This is a genomic window from Streptomyces zaomyceticus (genome assembly GCF_014656215.1).
In the GTDB taxonomy this organism is placed as follows: domain Bacteria; phylum Actinomycetota; class Actinomycetes; order Streptomycetales; family Streptomycetaceae; genus Streptomyces; species Streptomyces zaomyceticus.
In genome coordinates this window covers 37,270-54,642 of the sequence record NZ_BNBZ01000013.1, presented here as the reverse complement: position 1 = coordinate 54,642, position 17,373 = coordinate 37,270, and the positions used below count along the sequence as shown (strand labels likewise).

At 71.8% G+C, this 17,373-nt stretch carries 18 protein-coding genes; 11 read left to right on the top strand and 7 right to left on the bottom strand.

Going from position 1 to position 17,373, the window contains the following annotated elements; translation table 11 throughout:
• Positions 1-22 precede the first annotated feature (22 nt).
• On the bottom strand, positions 23-1,615 hold the full coding sequence (locus IE311_RS18455) for an acyl-CoA carboxylase subunit beta (RefSeq protein WP_189832811.1): 1,593 nt from the start codon (positions 1,613-1,615) through the stop codon (positions 23-25).
• Positions 1,616-1,749: 134 nt separating this feature from the next.
• Between IE311_RS18455 and IE311_RS18450 the strand changes: the two genes are divergently transcribed.
• The 4 genes from IE311_RS18450 (at position 1,750) to IE311_RS18435 (ending at position 6,274) form a co-directional block, all read left to right on the top strand.
• Positions 1,750-2,601 carry a biotin--[acetyl-CoA-carboxylase] ligase gene (locus IE311_RS18450; RefSeq protein WP_189832810.1) on the top strand — a complete coding sequence of 284 codons (852 nt, stop codon included), beginning with the start codon at positions 1,750-1,752 and terminating at the stop codon, positions 2,599-2,601.
• A 215-nt stretch (positions 2,602-2,816) separates the two neighbouring features.
• Entirely contained in the window at positions 2,817-3,959 is a 1,143-nt protein-coding gene (locus IE311_RS18445; RefSeq protein ID WP_189832809.1) for an adenylate/guanylate cyclase domain-containing protein, read from the top strand.
• A 257-nt stretch (positions 3,960-4,216) separates the two neighbouring features.
• A complete protein-coding gene (locus IE311_RS18440; RefSeq protein WP_189832808.1) occupies positions 4,217-5,005 on the top strand; it encodes an enoyl-CoA hydratase/isomerase family protein in 789 nt (262 codons plus the stop codon).
• Positions 5,006-5,086: 81 nt separating this feature from the next.
• Positions 5,087-6,274 (top strand): GGDEF domain-containing protein, encoded by a 1,188-nt coding sequence (locus IE311_RS18435; protein WP_229902005.1) that lies wholly within the window; start codon positions 5,087-5,089, stop codon positions 6,272-6,274.
• 1,044 nt (positions 6,275-7,318) lie between these two features.
• On the opposite strand, the gene IE311_RS18430 is transcribed toward IE311_RS18435, so the two are convergent.
• Positions 7,319-8,560, bottom strand: a complete 1,242-nt coding sequence (locus IE311_RS18430; protein ID WP_189832807.1) for a hypothetical protein — start codon at positions 8,558-8,560, stop codon at positions 7,319-7,321.
• A 229-nt stretch (positions 8,561-8,789) separates the two neighbouring features.
• On the opposite strand from IE311_RS18430, the gene IE311_RS18425 reads away from it, so the two are divergent.
• Positions 8,790-9,323, top strand: a complete 534-nt coding sequence (locus tag IE311_RS18425; RefSeq protein WP_189832806.1) for an AAA family ATPase — start codon at positions 8,790-8,792, stop codon at positions 9,321-9,323.
• 30 nt (positions 9,324-9,353) lie between these two features.
• Here the strand turns inward: IE311_RS18425 and IE311_RS18420 are convergent, their stop codons facing one another.
• Together IE311_RS18420 and IE311_RS18415 are read right to left on the bottom strand one after the other, a co-directional pair.
• The gene (locus tag IE311_RS18420; RefSeq protein ID WP_189832805.1) at positions 9,354-9,563 is read right to left on the bottom strand and encodes a hypothetical protein; all 210 of its coding nucleotides are present in this window, start codon (positions 9,561-9,563) and stop codon (positions 9,354-9,356) included.
• A 20-nt stretch (positions 9,564-9,583) separates the two neighbouring features.
• Entirely contained in the window at positions 9,584-9,823 is a 240-nt protein-coding gene (locus IE311_RS18415) for a hypothetical protein (protein WP_189832804.1), read from the bottom strand.
• A 110-nt stretch (positions 9,824-9,933) separates the two neighbouring features.
• Between IE311_RS18415 and IE311_RS18410 the strand changes: the two genes are divergently transcribed.
• Together IE311_RS18410 and IE311_RS18405 are read left to right on the top strand one after the other, a co-directional pair.
• On the top strand, positions 9,934-10,755 hold the full coding sequence (locus IE311_RS18410; protein WP_189832803.1) for a helix-turn-helix domain-containing protein: 822 nt from the start codon (positions 9,934-9,936) through the stop codon (positions 10,753-10,755).
• Complete coding sequence (locus IE311_RS18405; RefSeq protein WP_189832802.1) at positions 10,748-10,942, top strand: DUF397 domain-containing protein; 195 nt, start codon at positions 10,748-10,750, stop codon at positions 10,940-10,942. The genes IE311_RS18410 and IE311_RS18405 overlap by 8 nt, the downstream gene beginning before the upstream one ends.
• A gap of 1 nt (position 10,943) precedes the next feature.
• Here IE311_RS18405 and IE311_RS18400 read toward each other — a convergent pair whose 3' ends face one another.
• The gene (locus tag IE311_RS18400) at positions 10,944-11,966 is read right to left on the bottom strand and encodes a hypothetical protein (protein WP_189832801.1); all 1,023 of its coding nucleotides are present in this window, start codon (positions 11,964-11,966) and stop codon (positions 10,944-10,946) included.
• A gap of 87 nt (positions 11,967-12,053) precedes the next feature.
• On the opposite strand from IE311_RS18400, the gene IE311_RS18395 reads away from it, so the two are divergent.
• Positions 12,054-12,335 carry a hypothetical protein gene (locus tag IE311_RS18395; RefSeq protein ID WP_189832800.1) on the top strand — a complete coding sequence of 94 codons (282 nt, stop codon included), beginning with the start codon at positions 12,054-12,056 and terminating at the stop codon, positions 12,333-12,335.
• Between the two features lie 181 nt (positions 12,336-12,516).
• Positions 12,517-14,058, top strand: a complete 1,542-nt coding sequence (gene hutH, locus IE311_RS18390; protein ID WP_189832935.1) for a histidine ammonia-lyase — start codon at positions 12,517-12,519, stop codon at positions 14,056-14,058.
• 80 nt (positions 14,059-14,138) lie between these two features.
• Here the strand turns inward: hutH and IE311_RS18385 are convergent, their stop codons facing one another.
• Positions 14,139-14,408: a hypothetical protein gene (locus tag IE311_RS18385; RefSeq protein WP_189832799.1), complete on the bottom strand. Its 270-nt coding sequence runs from the start codon at positions 14,406-14,408 to the stop codon at positions 14,139-14,141.
• Positions 14,409-14,519: 111 nt separating this feature from the next.
• Here IE311_RS18385 and IE311_RS18380 point away from each other — a divergent pair, with 111 nt between their 5' ends.
• Positions 14,520-14,861, top strand: coding sequence for a hypothetical protein (locus IE311_RS18380; RefSeq protein WP_189832798.1), 342 nt, complete (start codon positions 14,520-14,522; stop codon positions 14,859-14,861).
• A gap of 206 nt (positions 14,862-15,067) precedes the next feature.
• Positions 15,068-16,339: a L,D-transpeptidase gene (locus IE311_RS18375; protein WP_189832797.1), complete on the top strand. Its 1,272-nt coding sequence runs from the start codon at positions 15,068-15,070 to the stop codon at positions 16,337-16,339.
• 62 nt (positions 16,340-16,401) lie between these two features.
• Here the strand turns inward: IE311_RS18375 and IE311_RS18370 are convergent, their stop codons facing one another.
• Positions 16,402-17,262, bottom strand: coding sequence for a helix-turn-helix transcriptional regulator (locus IE311_RS18370; RefSeq protein ID WP_189832796.1), 861 nt, complete (start codon positions 17,260-17,262; stop codon positions 16,402-16,404).
• Positions 17,263-17,373: the final 111 nt, after the last annotated feature.

Below are 17,373 nucleotides of genomic sequence, written 5' to 3'. Positions count from 1 at the left end.
GAAGGGTCAGGTCCGGGGAGGCCTAGAGCGGGATGTTGCCGTGCTTCTTCGGAGGCAGGGATTCCCGCTTCGTACGCAGCTGACGCAGCCCCTTCACGATCTGCGGGCGGGTGTCCGACGGCATGACCACACCGTCGATGTAACCGCGCTCGGCCGCGATGTACGGGTTGAGCAGGGCGTCCTCGTACTCCCGCATCAGCCGCGCCCGCTCCGCCTCCTGATCGTCCGCCTCGGCGATCGTCCTGCGGTGCAGGATGTTGACCGCGCCCTGCGCGCCCATCACCGCGATCTGCGCCGTCGGCCACGCCAGGTTCAGGTCCGCGCCCAGGTGCTTGGAGCCCATGACGTCGTAGGCGCCGCCGAAGGCCTTCCGCGTGATCACCGTGATCAGCGGGACCGTCGCCTCCGCGTACGCGTAGATCAGCTTCGCGCCGCGCCGGATGATGCCGCCGTACTCCTGGTCCACGCCCGGCAGGAAGCCCGGCACGTCCACGAAGGTGAGGACCGGGATGTTGAAGGCGTCACAGGTGCGGACGAACCGCGCGGCCTTCTCGCTCGCGTCGATGTCGAGGCAACCCGCGAACTGCATCGGCTGGTTGGCGACCACGCCCACCGGGAAGCCCTCGACACGGCCGAAGCCGGTCAGGATGTTCGGCGCGAACAGCGACTGCGTCTCCAGGAACTCGCCGTCGTCGAGGACGTGCTCGATGACCTTGTGCATGTCGTACGGCTGGTTCGCCGAGTCCGGGATCAGCGCGTCCAGCTCGCGGTCCTCGTCCGTCACCTCGGTCTCCGCGACCTCCGGGAAGGCCGGCGCCTCCGAGAGGTTGTTCGACGGAAGGTAGGACAGCAGGGACTTCACGTACTCGATGGCGTCCTTCTCGTCACCCGCCATGTGGTGCGCCACGCCCGAGGTCGCGTTGTGCGTCCGGGCACCGCCCAGCTCCTCGAAGCCCACGTCCTCGCCGGTCACCGTCTTGATGACGTCGGGACCCGTGATGAACATGTGCGAGGTCTGGTCCACCATCACCGTGAAGTCGGTGATCGCGGGGGAGTAGACCGCACCGCCCGCGCACGGACCGACGACCAGGGAGATCTGCGGGATCACCCCGGAGGCGTGGGTGTTGCGGCGGAAGATCTCGCCGTACATGCCGAGCGCGCTCACACCCTCCTGGATGCGGGCGCCGCCGGAGTCGTTGATGCCGATGACCGGGCAGCCCGTCTTGAGGGCGAAGTCCATCACCTTGATGATCTTCTGGCCGTACGTCTCGCCCAGCGCACCGCCGAAGACCGTGAAGTCCTGCGAGAAGACGGCGACCGGGCGCCCGTCCACCGTGCCGTAGCCGGTGACGACACCGTCTCCGTACGGGCGGTTCTTCTCCAGGCCGAAGTTGGTCGACCGGTGGCGGGCCAGTTCGTCCAGCTCGACGAAGGACCCCTCGTCGAGCAGCAGGGCGATCCGTTCGCGTGCGGTCAGCTTGCCCTTCGCGTGCTGCTTCTCCACCGCACGCTCCGAGCCGGCATGGGTGGCCTCGTCGATACGGCGCTTGAGGTCCGCGATCTTGCCTGCGGTCGTGTGAATGTCGATCTCGTACTGCTCTGCCGGCTCGGACATCGGGATGCGGCTCCCTGCCTGGTCACGGGGGGTTCGTTGACTACGAATGGGCTACTGCTCAGCTACTGAGCCGTAGCGTATCGACGCCGATACGGTTCGGCACTGCGGTCTTTGCCACACCTAGTCTGGCTTGCATGACGTCCTCTCAAGGCTCCGGCGGACCCTGGTCCGACCTCGACCGGCCCCCGCTGAACGCTCCCGCACTGCGCCGCGCCCTCGTCCTCCCCGACGGCCTGTGGACCTCCCTCGACGTGGTCACCACCACCGGATCCACCAACAGCGACCTCGCCGCCCGCGCCGACGAGCTGCCCGAAGGCGCCGTACTCGTCGCCGAGGAGCAGACCTCCGGCCGCGGCCGGCTCGACCGCTCGTGGACGGCTCCGGCCCGCTCCGGCCTCTTCCTCTCCGTCCTCCTCAAGCCGCAGGTGCCGGTCCAGCGCTGGGGCTGGCTCCCGCTGCTCACCGGTGTGGCCGCGGCGACCGGCCTCGCGAAGGCCGCCGGGGTCGACATGTCCCTCAAGTGGCCCAACGACCTGCTGATTTCCGTCGAGGGCGAAGAACGCAAGACCGGCGGCATCCTCGCCGAGCGGGCCGGCGCCGACGGCATCGTCGTCGGCCTCGGCATCAACGTCAGCCTCCGCGAGGACGAACTCCCCGTCCCGGCGGCGGGCTCCCTCCTCCTCGCCGGAGCGGTCTCCACCGACCGCGACACGCTCGTCCGGGCCGTCCTGCGCTCCCTCGCCCAGTGGTACGGGGACTGGGTGCGGGCCGACGGCGACCCCGAGGCCTCCGGGCTCCAGGCGGCGTACGCGGCCGGCTGCGCCACCCTCGGCCGCCGGGTCCGCGCCGAGCTGCCCGGCGAGCGGATGCTGGAGGGCGAGGCGGTCGCCCTCGACGGCGACGGACGCCTGGTGGTGGCCACGGAGGGCGGCGGCACGGAAGCGGTCGGCGCGGGCGACATCGTCCACCTGCGATCGGCCGGCTGACCCGCCGGGTCCGGGCGCACCCCCGACGCGCCCCGCGCCCCCGTGGCCGTGCGCCCCGGGGGCCGCGCACTCCGCGTCCGGCGCAATCAGGGGGCCCGAAACATGGGCGACGGCCGTAAGCGCGTGAGCCAAGCCACACCTGTCGTATCGTGGACCGCGATCCAGGGCTACAGATCGGCAGGGCAAGTGGGCAGGGAACGGGCAGGAGGCGGCCGGTGACCGTCGACGACGAGAGCGAGGGCGGCGCGCCCGAGCCTCCCACGTACCCCACCCCCCATCACGAGGTCGACCACACGGCCGAGCCGAGCGACGACCCCCTCGCCATCCGCCTCGAACAGCTCATCCTCGGCGCGGACCGCCGCTACACCCCGTTCCAGGCCGCCCGCACCGCCGGCGTCTCCATGGAGCTCGCCTCCCGGTTCTGGCGCGCCATGGGCTTCGCCGACATCGGCCAGGCCAAGGCGCTCACCGAGGCCGACGTCCTCGCCCTGCGCCGGCTCGCCGGTCTCGTCGAGGCCGGGCTGCTCAGCGAGCCGATGGCCGTGCAGGTCGCCCGGTCCACCGGACAGACCACCGCCCGGCTCGCCGAGTGGCAGATCGACTCCTTCCTGGAGGGCCTCACCGAGCCTCCGGAGCCCGGCATGACCCGCACCGAGGTCACGTACCCCCTGGTCGAGCTGCTCCTGCCCGAGCTGGAGGAGTTCCTCATCTACGTGTGGCGCCGGCAGCTCGCCGCCGCCACCGGCCGGGTGCTCGTGCAGGCGGCCGACGACGAGGAGATGGTCGACCGGCGGCTCGCCGTCGGTTTCGCCGACCTGGTCGGCTTCACCCGGCTCACCCGCCGCCTGGAGGAGGAGGAGCTCGGCGAGCTGGTCGAGGCCTTCGAGACGACCTGCGCCGACCTGGTCGCCGCGCACGGCGGCCGGCTCATCAAGACCCTCGGCGACGAGGTGCTGTACGCCGCCGACGACGCCGGTACGGCCGCCGAGATCGCCCTGCGCCTGATCGAGACCCTCAGCCACGACGAGACGATGCCCGCGCTGCGCGTCGGCATCGCCTTCGGCACCGTGACGACCCGGATGGGCGATGTCTTCGGCACCACCGTGAACCTGGCCAGCCGCCTCACCTCGATAGCGCCGAAGGACGCCGTCCTGGTCGACGGCGCGCTCGCGGAGGAGCTGTCCAGGACGGGTGAGGCGCCCGTCTCGGAGGCGGAGGCCGCCGAGGCGGCGGTCCGCGCCGAGAAGGAGGGCCGGCAGTCCGCCACGTACCGCTTCGCGCTCCAGCCGATGTGGCAGCGCCCGGTCCGTGGCCTCGGCGTCGTCGAACCCTGGCTCCTGACCCGCCGTCCCACCTGAGGGCCTGGCGGCCGGATCAGGCAGGGCTCGCGGCTCCCGGCACGCACATCCGCCGCGTTGTCGTCGGTCGTCATGGTCCCCCGTAGCCCTTCGGGCACGGGAGGTGCCCCCACCGCCATGCCTCCCTCCTCCGTCCTGCGGCTGCACGCACCGGGAGCCGCTCCCTGCCCCTGCCTGATCCGGCCGCCAGGCCCTAGGATCTCCGGTGAACGTCTGTTAACAGCCGTTAACAGACCTTGATCGGGAGGGTGTGCGGCATGTCCGAGCAGCGTTTTGGTGAGTTCGTCGTGGTCCGGCGGGACGGGCACGTCGCCGAGCTGGTCCTCGACCGGCCCAAGGCGATGAACGCCGTCTCCTCCGAGATGGCCCGCTCCCTCGGTGCCGCCTGCGACGCGCTCGCCGCCGACGCCTCCGTCCGCGTCACCGTGCTCACCTCGTCGAACGACCGGGCCTTCTGCGTCGGCGCCGACCTCAAGGAGCGCAACTCCTTCACCGACGCCGAACTCGTCCGCCAGCGGCCGACCGCCCGCGCCGCCTACACCGGCGTCCTGGAGCTGCCGATGCCGACCGTCGCCGCCGTGCACGGCTTCGCCCTCGGCGGCGGCTTCGAGCTGGCGCTCGCCTGCGATGTGATCGTGGCCGACGCGACCGCCGTGGTCGGCCTCCCCGAGGTCTCCGTGGGCGTCATCCCGGGCGGCGGCGGTACGCAGCTGCTGCCGCGCCGGGTGGGCGCGGCACGCGCGGCGGAGCTGGTCTTCACGGCCCGCCGGGTGGAGGCGGCGGAGGCCCGCGAGCTGGGCCTCGTCGACCTTCTGGAGGACGACGCGCGGACGGCGGCCCTGGAGCTGGCCGGGCGGATCGCGGTCAACTCGCCGGTCGGGCTGCGCGCGGCGAAGAAGGCGATGCGGCTCGGTCAGGGGCTCGACCTGCGGGCGGGCCTGGAGGTCGAGGACGCGGCCTGGCGCTCGGTGGCCTTCTCGGGGGACCGGGCGGAGGGTGTCGCGGCCTTCAACGAGAAGCGGAAGCCGAACTGGCCGGGCGAGTAGTTTTTACCCACTTTGTACCGAATGTCACTTACGGTGACGCCCTGAAAGGGAAAACGTCTCAAACCTCCCTAAGCTGGAGGAATGGGTGAGGACGGACGGCTGCGGGCCGTAGTGGCGCTGGCGCAGGGGATGGCCGCGGCGCACACCCCGCGTGAGTTCTGGCGGGCGGCGGCGCTCGGGGCCTGTGAGGGGCTCGACGGGACCTTCGCCGCCCTGTCGGTCTGGCAGCGGGACCACGGCCGCCTCAAGGTCCTGGTGAACGCGGGGCAGCGGGCCGTCGGCGAGGAGGAGTTCCCGGACTCGGAGACGTATCCGGTGCACCAGTTCCCCGAGATCACCGAGTTCCTCCACGAGCGGTGGGCGGGTGGCGGTGAGCCGGACGCCTGGGTGGAGACCGTCGACGATCCCGTGCGGACGGGCCGGGTCGAGGGTCTGCGCCGCCGGGGGCGGGGGTGCTGTGTGGTGGCCCCGATCGTGCTGCACGGGCGTGCGTGGGGCGAGCTGTATGTGGCCCGCCCCACGCAGGCGAAACCTTTCACCCGCGCGGACGCGGACTTCGCGACCGTGCTCGCGGCGGTCGTCGCGGCCGGCATCGCCCAGGCCGAACGCCTGGAGGAGGTCCGCAAACTCGCCTTCACCGACCCGCTGACCGGCCTCGCCAACCGGCGGGCCGTCGACACCCGGCTCGACGAGGCCATCGAGCGCTACCGCGTCGACGGCTCCGTCGTCAGCCTCGTGGTCTGCGACCTCAACGGCCTCAAGCGGGTCAACGACACCCATGGCCACGCCGTCGGCGACCGGCTCCTCGAACGCTTCGGCTCCGTCCTCTCCCGCTGCGGAGCCAGGCTCACCGGCGCCCTCGCGGCCCGCCTCGGCGGCGACGAGTTCTGCCTCCTGACCGTCGGCCCGACGGCGGACGAGGTCGTCGCGGTCGCCGAGGAGCTCTGCGTACGGGCGGCGGAGCTGGAGCTCGGCGAGGGCGTGGCCTGCGGGGTGGCGTCCACCGGTGACCCCATCGGCCCGCTCAGGTCGGCCCGCCGCCTCTTCCGTCTCGCGGACGCGGCCCAGTACCAGGCCAAGGCGGCCCGCTCGGCGAAGCCGGTGGTGGCGGGCCGCGACGGCACGGTCGTCCGCCTGGCCGACGCGCCTCCCGGGGCCCGCGACCGCCGCCGCTTCCGTGACGCGCCACCGGTGGGGCCGGTGGGACCGGGGGTGGGGGAGCCGGGGGTGGGGGAGCCGGGTGGACGGGAGGGGGCTGACGGGGGCTGAGGGGGGTGTGCGGGTGCGGGTTTTGAGGTTCTAGTGGCGAACCGGCAACGGGAGTGCGGGTGCGGCCGCCCTCTTTCCGAGCGTGGCGGTCTCCGTCGCCGCGTCAAGGGCGCTCCTGCGTCGCGTCGCAAGCGATGGCCTACGGCCACCCTTGACCCGGTGCCGGAGACCGCCTTTTCACACTCGGAGGGCGGCCGGGGGCGAGGCCTGCGCGGACCTCCGTCTGTTGGTGCTCGCCGTGGGCGTGTGTCTGTGGGTGGGTGAGGGCGAGGCCGGGCATGGGTTGCGGAGGGAGTCGGCTGTGCTGCGGGGTGGGTGGGGGCTTGGTCAGTGGTGGGGGCCGGTGGGTGTAGTCCTGTGGGTCGGGGGTGCGCAGCAGTTCGATGGGGTGGCCCGGCTGGGCTCGGCGGGTCGCGGCGACGGGGCGGCGGGGCTTCAGGCCCCGCTGGTCGCTGTTGGTGGGTGGTGGGGAGGCGCTGCGCGGAGTTTCTTGCAGTAACTCGGTCCGAATGCTCCGATTCGCCCCATCTCTGCAGTATTCCCAAGGGTGTTACTCGGAGTAGAGCAGGGTTACTCGCGTTCCCACCCACCAAGACGGACCAGCGGGGCCTGAAGCCCCGCCGTGCACGACCGTCCGCCGCTCGGCACGGCCCGGCCGCCCCATTCGACGACCGCGCACCCCGGCCGCCCGGGGATCGGGCCCCACCCGCCTCCGCCGCGAACCGAGCCCCCACCCACTCGGCGGCACAGCCGACTCCCTCCGCGACCGATGCCCGGCCTCGCCCCCACCCACCGGCCGGCACCCGCCCGTGACGCGTCACCGCTGCCGGGGCTCGGCGGGGACCCCGGCCCCTGGACCGCCCTCCGAGAGTGTTTTCGCTCCTGGAGGTGGTGGGTCAAGGGTGGCCGTAGGCCATCGCTTGCGACGCGACGCAGGAGCGCCCTTGACGCACCGCCTCCAGGAGCGACTCTCGGAAAGAGGGCGGTCCCGCGTGAAGGTCTCCGGACACGCTCACCCCGAGGACCTTGAAGACCCGCACCACCTCAGGCGCGGCAGTCGGCGCAGAGTGCCTCGTCGGCGACGGGCCGGAAGAGCATGGGCTGGGTGTGCGCGCCGCTCGCGCATTCCCGCGCGCCTTCGAGGCGCGACGAGAGCCGGGGAGCGGACGAGGGCTGGGACGGTTCGGGTCGGGGGAGGGTGCGGGGAGGGACCTCGCGGAGCAGATACCGCACGAGGCCGCCGGGCCGCTGTACGGGAGTACCGGCGCCGGGCAGGCCGCGCAGGACGTGCTCGTGCACGTCGGCGGAGGTGTGTCCGGCGGCGAGCCAGCGGGCCGCGAGCCGGGTGAGTTCGTCGCGCATGCCGGGCGGGATGTGCCGGAGGGCGGGCGAGAGGAGAGGCAGGGCGCCGACGAGCGCGCGGGCTTCGTCTAGCTGGGCGGCGAGCCGGGCGGCGAGCCGTGCTTCGGGCTCGCCGTCGGGTTCGCCGTCGGGCTTGCCGTCGGGCCGAGTGTCGGCCACGGTGTCGTCGTCGTCGTCGTCGTCGTCGTCGTCGGCGGCGGCGGCGGGCTCGGGCGGGTGTGCTTGCCGCTCGTCCCTGGGCTTCCGCTCCGGCGTCGGCCAGGGCTCGGGGTTCGGCCCCGCCTCCGCCTCCGGCACCGGCTCGCACCTCGGCTCCGGCTCGGACCCCGGCACGGGCTTCGACGCCGACGCCAGCCCCAACCCCAGCCCCAACCCCGACCCCATGTCCGACCCCATGTCCATCCCCATCCCCGTCTCCGTTTCCGGCGTCGGGACCGGCTCCCCGCCGGCCTCCGGCGGAAGGTTGGAGGTGTTTTCCCTACGGTCTTTCTCTGGATAACCGTCGGCCGACGGATGCGTCGGTCGACCGACGGTCGGTCCCGCGTCACTCGGTCCCACCTGCGGATACACCCGCTCGGTGCGGCTGTGGACCGGCATACCGCCGAAGATCCTCGCGGCTTCCTCGGGGCGCAACGCCGTGCTGGAGACGAGTTGTTGGGTCATCCAGCGCCCGCCGCCCACCTGGATCCGCCGCTCGTGCACGTACCCCTCGGCCTTGAGCTGCCGCTTGGCCGTGATGAAGGAAGTCGCCCCGATCCGGGCGCGCTTGGCGGATTCCGACAGGGATTCGCATGCGTGCGCGGGGAGGGAGAGTTGCCAGGTGAGGAGTCGCGTGGCGTGGGAGTCGAGGCGCGGATGCCGGATGATCTCGTGCGAGAACTGGCTGAAGGCGCGAGGGGGCGCGATAAAGTTGCGGTAGATCATGGGTGGACTGCTTCCACTGGTGGTTCAGGCCCTCGCGATGGTTCCCGCCGTCGTCGGGGGCCGCTTTATTCGCGAACGTAGCGCAGGGGCATATGCCCGTAACGACACACAGAGTGAAGATCGCCCGTACGAGTGACGCGCGGTTCTCGGGGGGCGAGTTGCTCGCCGTTGGCCTCTTTCGGGGAGAAAGCCGTGGCCGTTCGACCGGCCTCGCTGACACGATCCCGGTGTGACCACTCTGTTCCTGATGGTCGGCCTCCCCGGGGCCGGAAAGACCACGAGGGCCCGGCAGCTCGCCGAGGAGCACGGCGCGCTGCGCCTGACGCCCGACGACTGGATGATCCCCCTGTTCGGCGAGGCGGAGCCGGACGGCAAACGCGACGTGCTGGAGGGCCGGATGCTCTGGCTCGCCGTGGAGGCGATCAGGCTCGGAACCGACGTGGTGGTGGACTACGGCTGCTGGTCCCGGGACGAACGGTCCGCGATCCGCCGGCTGGCGGAGGCCGAGAAGGCGCGTTTCCGCATGATCTACCTGCCGGTGGACGAAGAGACGCAACGCGCCCGGATCGCCCGCCGCCGGGCCACCGCTCCTCGGGAGACGCTCCCGATCACCGAGGCCGACATCCTGGACGGACGGGCGCAGTTCGAGGAGCCCGACGCCGCGGAGCTCGCGGGCCGAGGGAGTCATGAGCCGCCCCCCGGCTGGTCGGACTGGCGGGCGTGGGCGGCCCATCGGTGGCCGTCGTTCGCACCGGCCCCATGACCGGCGGCCTCACCGCTTCCGGCTCGCCCCTCACCCGTAGTCGCCGCTTCGCGCCGGTGCGGAGGTGCTGATGACGCGGATCGCTCCGCGCGGGGTCAGGCTCGCGCGTTCCTGCGGGCTGGCCGTCCAGCACTCGTCCACGGCCGCCTCCCAGAGGTAGCCGCCGGGGCGGACCAGGGTCAGCAGATTCCCGTGCACGTGCCGCACCTGCCCGGTGAGCGCGCGCTGCGCGTCGGTCACGACGTCCCCGACGCGGTACCTCACGGCGTGGCCCGTCGTGCGTCGCGGAGGAGGGCGGTGAGCCGCTTGGCGCCGCTCACGCCGACGACCCCGAGTCCGTACCGGTGGATGTCACCGCCGGGCGAGCGCGTCACGTCCCGGTAGAGGCCGCTGGTGGAGAGCCCGGCCGTGTCCATGGCGGCCTTGAGGTCCCGGAAGACCTGCGCCGCCTCGGGTTCGGAGACGGGGCGGACGGGGGGCGGGGTGGGGGGTGTGCGCATGGAGGGCTCTCTTTCTGATGGATCTCCTCCGGACCGCCTCCACGATGGCGCGTACCGCCCTACGCTCACCAGGAGTTGAGCTCCCGACGTGCAGGTGAGGAACGAGGCATATGCCAGGAGCGAAGGACCTCGACCCGGGGGACAGCGTCGAGCAGTACCTCGGAAACGTGGTGCGCGAGGCGCGGCTCGCCCTGGGGCGCGAGTGGACGCAGGCGTACGTCGGGGGAAAGGTCTTCAGCAGCGGGAGCCGGCTCTCCGCGATCGAGCTGGGTGAGGACCCGCCGGACCGCGACCTCGCCAGGAAGCTGGAGGTGGTCCTCCGGCTTCCGGCCGGAACCCTCGTGAACCTCGTCAAGATTCTGACCGAGCAGAACGTGCGCGACTACGCGAAGACGTACATGCGGCGGCAGCTCGAAGCCACCGCCATGCACGAGTTCTCGATCGTCGTGCCGGGTCTGCTCCAGACCGACGGCTACGCCCGGGCGGTGATGGGCGCGGGCCTCGCGGGCGACCCGGCCCAGATCGGCGACTACGCGCGCCGGAGGCTGGAGCGCCAGGCCGTCCTCGACCGGCCCGACCCGCCCTGGATGATGATCGTGCTCGACGAGGCCTGCCTGCGCCGCGACATGGGAGGCGGCCAGGTGATGCGCGAGCAGATCGAGCACCTCCTCGCCATGTGCGAACGCCCCCACGTGAACGTCCAGGTGCTCCCCATGAAGGGGGAGCCAGTGCCGGGTTCGCTCGCGCTCCTCACCCTTCCCAAGGGGGAGCGGGGGGCCTATACGGAGGGGTTCAGTACGGGCAACTACACAGAGGAGCCAAGGGAGGTGATGCGTTTCCAGCGTGTCTATGATCTGCTGCAACAGGGTGCCCTGGGCGTCCGGGCATCCCTTGATCTGATGCGCGCGATCGCGAAGGAACACGATGACTGAGACCTCGCCGAACTGGCACACCAGCACGTACAGCGGCGCCGACAACGACGCCTGCATCGAGGTCGCCGACAACGCCCCCAGCGTCATCCGCGTCCGTGACACCAAGGACCACGCCAAGGGTGAGCTCACCGCCGCCCCCGCCGCCTGGGCCGCCTTCACCGCCTTCGCGCGGAACCACGCCGTCTGACCTACTGCACGCTCCAGCGCGGCGGGTGTCCCGGATCGGCGGGGCAGCCGAAGACGTTCAGCTCGCCGTGGTTGCCGACGACGACCCCGGTGGGCACGGCCGCCGGATTGTGCCGGAGGCCCCGGTCCTCCACCGGGATCCAGCTGCCGCTGCCGCCGTCCCACTCGGACGTGTCGACGGTCAGCAGCAGGTGCATGGGCGTCGCGCACGTCGCGCAGTCCATCGGATACGGGTCGGTCAGGTGCCAGGAGGCGTGTCCGCCGGCCCGCCAGCCCGGCGGGATCGACAGGTCGTACTGGTATCCCACGGGGGCTGCCTCGTCCTCCCGCTCCTCCGCCTCTTCCAGGGCCTCCTCCCACGCGTCGATCCGGGCGCGCAGCTCCTCGGGCAGCAGCCCGGCGAAGGGGTAGGTGACCACCCGCTCCGGGTGCAGCTCGCAGGGCTCGGGGACGTACCCCTCGTAGCCCACGACCCGCGGACGCGGTGGTGACGCCAGTAGGTCCACCACCTCCGCCGCCCTGCGCCATCGCAGGTAGAGCAGCATGCTGTAGCCCGTGGGGCGGTGGGCGTCGAAGGGGCACCAGAAGACCTGGAGCAGGTCGGTGCCGTCGGGGCCCGGGGGGAGGTCCGGGGCATCCCGCGCGTACAGCTGCGCGAGGCCGATCAGGGGCAGCGGGTCGTTCTCGCTCGCCCCGGGCACGACGTGATCGCGTCTCAACTCCTCGACGAGCCGCTTTTCCGCCTCCGTCAGACCGCTGTAGGGCTTCCGCGCGTACGCGGCCGTCAGGACATCGCGCTCGCGGCGGACGTCCTCGGGGCGCCGTCCGCGCCCGCGGCCGTGGACCTCCGGGCACACCGGCCACGGCTCGTCCGCGGGCCACAGCATCGGCCCGCCGACCGAGCTCCGCGACGCATCGGGGCGCCCCGGGCGCGGATGCAGCCGGGTGGTCGTCCCCCGGTGGGCGGCCAGCTCCGGGAAGAGGGACTCGATGTCGAGCGGACGCGGGGGAGTGGTTCTCTGCATGGGGCGACCCTAGGACTTGTCGTCACAGGGGGTGTCCGTTCACCTTCCCGTCCACCGCGTCGCCGCACACAGCCCTACATTCCGGGGATGGACCTTCCTGAGATACCCGGCGTGTTCCGCTGGGTGGCGCTCGCCGTCGTCGCTCTCCATCTCGTCTCCCTCGTCCCCCTGTTGCGGAGGGTGCGCCGGTCCGAGCCCGGAGCGCGGGCCGAGCGGGTGCTGGACCTCGTGGACTCCGCCTCGGGCGTGACGCTGCTCGTCGGGCTTCTGCTCGGCAGCGGTGTGCTCCTGCTCGTCGGCCTGGCCGTCATGGGGGTGGTCATCCTGGCGAAGGGGGCCCGCCTGCTGCGGGGCCGGCGGCAGGCCTGATCCCGGCCCCCGGCCGGGCTCACCGGCGGGGGTCCGGACAGGGCTCCCCGGCGGTGCCGGGCGGCGGAGCGGGGCCCGACCGGCGATCATCGGAACGGTAAGGGTCCGTGCCCCGCCCGGACAGTGACGAAGTCACCTAGTGACATGGCGGTCTTCAATCCGTAGGGTGCTGAATATGGATATGCAGACAGTCGTCCTCGGCACGTCCGGCACGACCCCGCAGGACGTCATCGACGTCGCCCGCCACGGCGCCCGCGTCGAGCTGTCGCCCGAGGCCGTCGAGGCCCTGGCCGCCGCCCGGAGCATCGTCGACGCGCTCGCCGCCAAGCCCGAGCCCGTCTACGGGGTCTCCACCGGCTTCGGCGCGCTCGCCACCCGGCACATCGGCCCGGAGCTCCGCGCCCAGCTCCAGCGCAACATCGTCCGCTCGCACGCCGCCGGCATGGGCCCGCGCGTCGAGCGCGAGGTCGTCCGCGCCCTGATGTTCCTGCGGCTGAAGACCGTCGCCTCCGGTCACACCGGCGTCCGCCCCGAGGTCGCGCAGACCATGGCGGACGTCCTCAACGCCGGCATCACCCCGGTCGTCCACGAGTACGGCTCCCTCGGCTGCTCCGGCGACCTCGCCCCGCTCTCCCACTGCGCCCTCGCGCTCATGGGCGAGGGCGACGCCGAAGGCCCCGACGGTGAGCTGAAGCCCGCCGGCGAGCTGCTCGCCGCGCACGGCATCACGCCCGTCGAGCTCAAGGAGAAGGAGGGCCTCGCCCTCCTCAACGGCACCGACGGCATGCTCGGCATGCTGGTCATGGCCCTCGCCGACCTCGACACCCTCTACAAGTCGGCCGACATCACCGCCGCGCTCTCCCTCGAAGCCCTCCTCGGCACCGAGAAGGTCCTCGAACCCGAGCTGCACGCCATCCGCCCGCACCCGGGCCAGGCCGCCTCGGCCGCCAACATGCTCGCCGTCCTCAAGGGCTCCGGCCTCACCGGCCACGCCCAGGCGGGCGAGGCCCCCCGCGTCCAGGACGCCTACTCGGTGCGCTGCGCCCCCCAGGTCGCCGGCGCCGGCCGCGACACCATGGCCCACGCCCGGCTCGTCGCCGAGCGCGAGCTCGCCGCCGCCGTCGACAACCCCGTCGTCCTGCCCGACGGCCGGGTCGCCTCCAACGGCAACTTCCACGGCGCCCCCGTCGCGTACGTCCTCGACTTCCTCGCGATCGCCGCCGCCGACCTCGGCTCCATCGCCGAGCGCCGCACCGACCGGCTCCTCGACAAGAACCGCTCGCACGGCCTGCCGCCCTTCCTCGCCGAGGACGCCGGTGTCGACTCGGGCCTGATGATCGCCCAGTACACGCAGGCCGCCCTGGTCAGCGAGATGAAGCGGCTCGCCGTCCCGGCCTCCGCCGACTCCATCCCGTCCTCCGCCATGCAGGAGGACCACGTCTCCATGGGCTGGTCCGCCGCCCGCAAGCTGCGCACCGCGATCGGCAACCTCAACCGGATCATCGCGGTCGAGCTGTACGCCGCCACCCGCGGCATCGAGCTCCGCGAGGGCCTGACCCCGGCCCCCGCCTCGCAGGCCGCCATCGACGCCCTGCGCGCGGCCGGTGTCGAGGGCCCCGGCCCGGACCGCTTCCTCGCCCCCGACCTGGCGGCCGCCGACACCTTCGTGCGCGAAGGCGGGCTGCTCGCCGCGGTCGAGCCGGTCACCGGCCCGCTGGCGTAGGCACGGACGCACGACAGGAGGGCCCGCCCCGGGAGACCGGGGCGGGCCCTCACGTCATGGTCCCGAGGTCCTGCGGGAGTTCAGGAGGCCCGGCCGCGCCGTCGCATCGCCAGCGCCACGAAGCCCGCCCCGACTCCCAGGAAACCCGTCCCGCCGAGCAGATACGGGGTCGTGCCGAGACCCCCGGTCTCCGCCAGGCGGCCGTCGCCCGAGGCGGGGCCGTCCTGGGTCACCCCGATGCGTACTCCACCCTGTTCGTCGGTGGCGTTCGCGGACGGTACGAACCACAGGGCACACAGCAGCGTCCCGGCGGCGGTCGCTGTCAGCAGTGGGCGTCGGGCGGCGGACACGGAAATTTCGATCCCCCTTGCGGAAACCGCGAATTGGTCGGTGGGTCGATGCTAATGAACACAGCGGGTCGTGGGAAAGCCGAGGGCCCCTCGACGCCTACGCTCCGACCCATGAGTACTTCTGACACCGCACGCTATGTACGTCTTCGCGTCGATGTGGTCCTGGAGATCGACGGACCGGCCGAGCTGACCGAGGCCGCCGAGGCCCGGATCGCCGCCGACGAGTTCATGCCCGAGGAGGAGCGGGTGCCCGCCCGCGCCTCCGTGCGGGAGGACAGCGCCGAGGCCCTGGCCTACCTGGTCGAGCCCTTCGACCTGATCCGCGGCGTCCCCGGCATCGAGATGGTCCAGGCCTCCTGGAGCAGCGAGGAGGTCGAGTACGACCCCGATGCACTGGAATGGGACCTGGGCGAGGAAGATGAGGCGGAGGAAGACGACGACGACCGGTCGTAAGACCGGTATCCGCCCTGTTCGCAGGCCCCGGGACGGCGTCCCGGGGCCTTTCGCGCGATTGGCGGCGGGACGTGCCGGGTAGCCGGGAACCGGAACGGCCGCACAAGCGTGTGGATCAGTGGTATTGCCCACAAACTCTCCGCTTCCGGAACCGGACGGGGTGTCATGGGCGTTCTCAACAAGTAGTTGGCAGGGGATCGGCGACGATGGAGAAGCGTGTGATGACGGACGGCAAGCGCCGCCGCAGGAGCCTGGCCGCCGCGGCCGCCGTGCTCGGCGGCGTGCTGGTGCTTTCGGCGTGCAGCGACGGGGACAAGGGCGGCAGCGCCTCGGGATCCGCGACGCCACAGTCACAGGCTCAGGTCGACGAGGCGGCCGCGCAGAAGACGTCCAAGGCGAAGATCACGATCTCGCCGAAGAACGGCACGCAGAACGCCTCGATCAACAAGGACGCCAAGGTCTCCGTCGCCGACGGCAAGCTCACCGAGGTCGTCATGACCACCGCCGAGGGCGAGGCCGTCGAGGGCGAGATAGCCGCCGACGGCCTGAGCTGGAAGCCGACCGGCCAGCTCGAGCGCGCCACGGTCTACAAGATCGCCGCCACCGCCACGGACGCGGGCGGTCTGGAGGCCCACGAGAACTCCTCGTTCACCACCGTCTCCAAGGCCAACAGCTTCATCGGCAACTTCACGCCCGAGGACGGTTCGACCGTCGGCGTCGGCATGCCGGTCTCGATCAACTTCAACAAGGCGATCACTGACAAGAAGGCCGTCCAGGGCGGCGTCACGGTCACCTCCAGCAGCGGCCAGGAGGTCGTCGGGCACTGGTTCAACTCCCAGCGTCTCGACTTCCGCCCGGACGACTACTGGACCGAGGGCTCGACCGTCACCCTCAAGCTCGACCTCGACGGCGTCGAGGGCGCCGAGGGTGTCTTCGGCGTCCAGCAGAAGACCGTCACCTTCAAGATCGGCCGCAACCAGGTCTCCACCGTCGACGTCGCCACCAGGACCATGACGGTCACCCAGGACGGCAAGACGATCAAGACGATCCCGATCTCCGCCGGCTCCCCGGAGAACCCGACCTACAACGGTCAGATGGTGATCTCCGAGAAGTTCAAGGAGACCCGGATGAACGGCGCGACCGTCGGCTTCACCGACGACGACGGCAAGGGCGAGTACGACATCAAGGACGTGCCGCACGCCATGCGCCTGTCCACGTCGGGCACGTTCATCCACGGCAACTACTGGGGCCCCGACTCGATCTTCGGCTCGGCCAACACCAGCCACGGCTGCGTCGGCCTGAACGACGTCAAGGGCGCCGGCGACCCGAACCAGCAGGCCGCCTGGCTCTTCGACCACTCGATCGTCGGTGACGTCGTGATCGTCAAGAACTCCAAGGACAAGACGATCGCCCCCGACAACGGCCTCAACGGCTGGAACCTGAGCTGGGCCGACTGGAAGGCCGGCTCGGCGGTCTGACGACCGGCACGCGCGGACGAGAACGGCGGCCCCCTCCACACGGAGGGGGCCGCCGTTCCGCGTCACCGTACGACTTCCTCCACGCCCCACTGGGCGAGCAGCCGCAGGGCGTCCGCCGAGGCCGTCCCCGGCTCCGCCTGGTACGTCACCAGCATCAGATCCGGATCCCCGCCCGCCACCTGCATGCTCTCGTACGACAGCGTCATGTCGCCGACCAGCGGATGCCGCAGCCGCTTCGTCCCGTGCCCCTTGTCGGTGACGGTGTGCGCCGCCCACAGCGAACGGAACTCCTCGCTCTTCACCGACAGCTCACCCACCAGCGCGAGCAGCGCCGGATCGTCCGGATAGCAGCCCGCGTACAGCCGCAGCACGCTGACCACCTCGGTCGCCTTGCACTCCCAGTCCAGGTAGAGATCGCGCGCGTGGTCCCCGAGGAAGATCATCCGGGCCATGTTGCGCTCCTCCGGCTCCATCGCCGCGAAATCGCCCATCAGGGCCCTCGCCAGCCGGTTCCACGCGAGGATGTCGCCCCGGCGGCCGATCAGGAAGGCCGGAACGTCGTCCATCGCGTCCAGGAGGTGCTGCAGACCGGGCCGCACCTGCTGGGGACGGGTGATCGCCGCCCGGTGCTGCTTCTTCTTCGCCGTCGGCTTCGCCAGATGCGTCAGATGGGCCCGCTCGGTGTCGCTCAGCCGCAGGGCGCGCGCGATGGCGTCGAGCACCTCCGTGGACACATTGCGGCCGTTGCCCTGCTCGAGACGCGTGTAGTACGCCACCGAGACCCCGGCCAGCTGGGCCAGCTCCTCCCGGCGCAGCCCCGGCACCCTGCGATGGCGCCCGAACTCCGGCAGACCCACGTCCTGCGGCTTCAGCCTGGCCCGGCGCGAGCGCAGGAATTCGCTGAGTTCGGCACTGAGATCCATGCGTCCCGATTATCCCAGGTCGCGCGTTCCGGCGGACGGGTGTTCCTGTCCCTGCCAGTGGTAGGCACGCCGGACGTACGCAGAACAGGTGGCTGGGTGACTTCGCCTTCC

Bases quoted from the DNA above. Each gene is read 5' to 3' on its own strand.
- IE311_RS18455 (WP_189832811.1), bottom strand. From the start codon at position 1,615: ATGTCCGAGCCGGCAGAGCAGTACGAGATCGACATTCACACGACCGCA.
- IE311_RS18450 (WP_189832810.1), top strand. From the start codon at position 1,750: ATGACGTCCTCTCAAGGCTCCGGCGGACCCTGGTCCGACCTCGACCGG.
- IE311_RS18440 (WP_189832808.1), top strand. From the start codon at position 4,217: ATGTCCGAGCAGCGTTTTGGTGAGTTCGTCGTGGTCCGGCGGGACGGG.
- IE311_RS18435 (WP_229902005.1), top strand. From the start codon at position 5,087: ATGGGTGAGGACGGACGGCTGCGGGCCGTAGTGGCGCTGGCGCAGGGG.
- IE311_RS18430 (WP_189832807.1), bottom strand. From the start codon at position 8,560: ATGATCTACCGCAACTTTATCGCGCCCCCTCGCGCCTTCAGCCAGTTC.
- IE311_RS18415 (WP_189832804.1), bottom strand. From the start codon at position 9,823: ATGCGCACACCCCCCACCCCGCCCCCCGTCCGCCCCGTCTCCGAACCC.
- IE311_RS18410 (WP_189832803.1), top strand. From the start codon at position 9,934: ATGCCAGGAGCGAAGGACCTCGACCCGGGGGACAGCGTCGAGCAGTAC.
- IE311_RS18405 (WP_189832802.1), top strand. From the start codon at position 10,748: ATGACTGAGACCTCGCCGAACTGGCACACCAGCACGTACAGCGGCGCC.
- IE311_RS18400 (WP_189832801.1), bottom strand. From the start codon at position 11,966: ATGCAGAGAACCACTCCCCCGCGTCCGCTCGACATCGAGTCCCTCTTC.
- IE311_RS18395 (WP_189832800.1), top strand. From the start codon at position 12,054: ATGGACCTTCCTGAGATACCCGGCGTGTTCCGCTGGGTGGCGCTCGCC.
- hutH (WP_189832935.1), top strand. From the start codon at position 12,517: ATGCAGACAGTCGTCCTCGGCACGTCCGGCACGACCCCGCAGGACGTC.
- IE311_RS18380 (WP_189832798.1), top strand. From the start codon at position 14,520: ATGAGTACTTCTGACACCGCACGCTATGTACGTCTTCGCGTCGATGTG.
- IE311_RS18375 (WP_189832797.1), top strand. From the start codon at position 15,068: ATGGAGAAGCGTGTGATGACGGACGGCAAGCGCCGCCGCAGGAGCCTG.
- IE311_RS18370 (WP_189832796.1), bottom strand. From the start codon at position 17,262: ATGGATCTCAGTGCCGAACTCAGCGAATTCCTGCGCTCGCGCCGGGCC.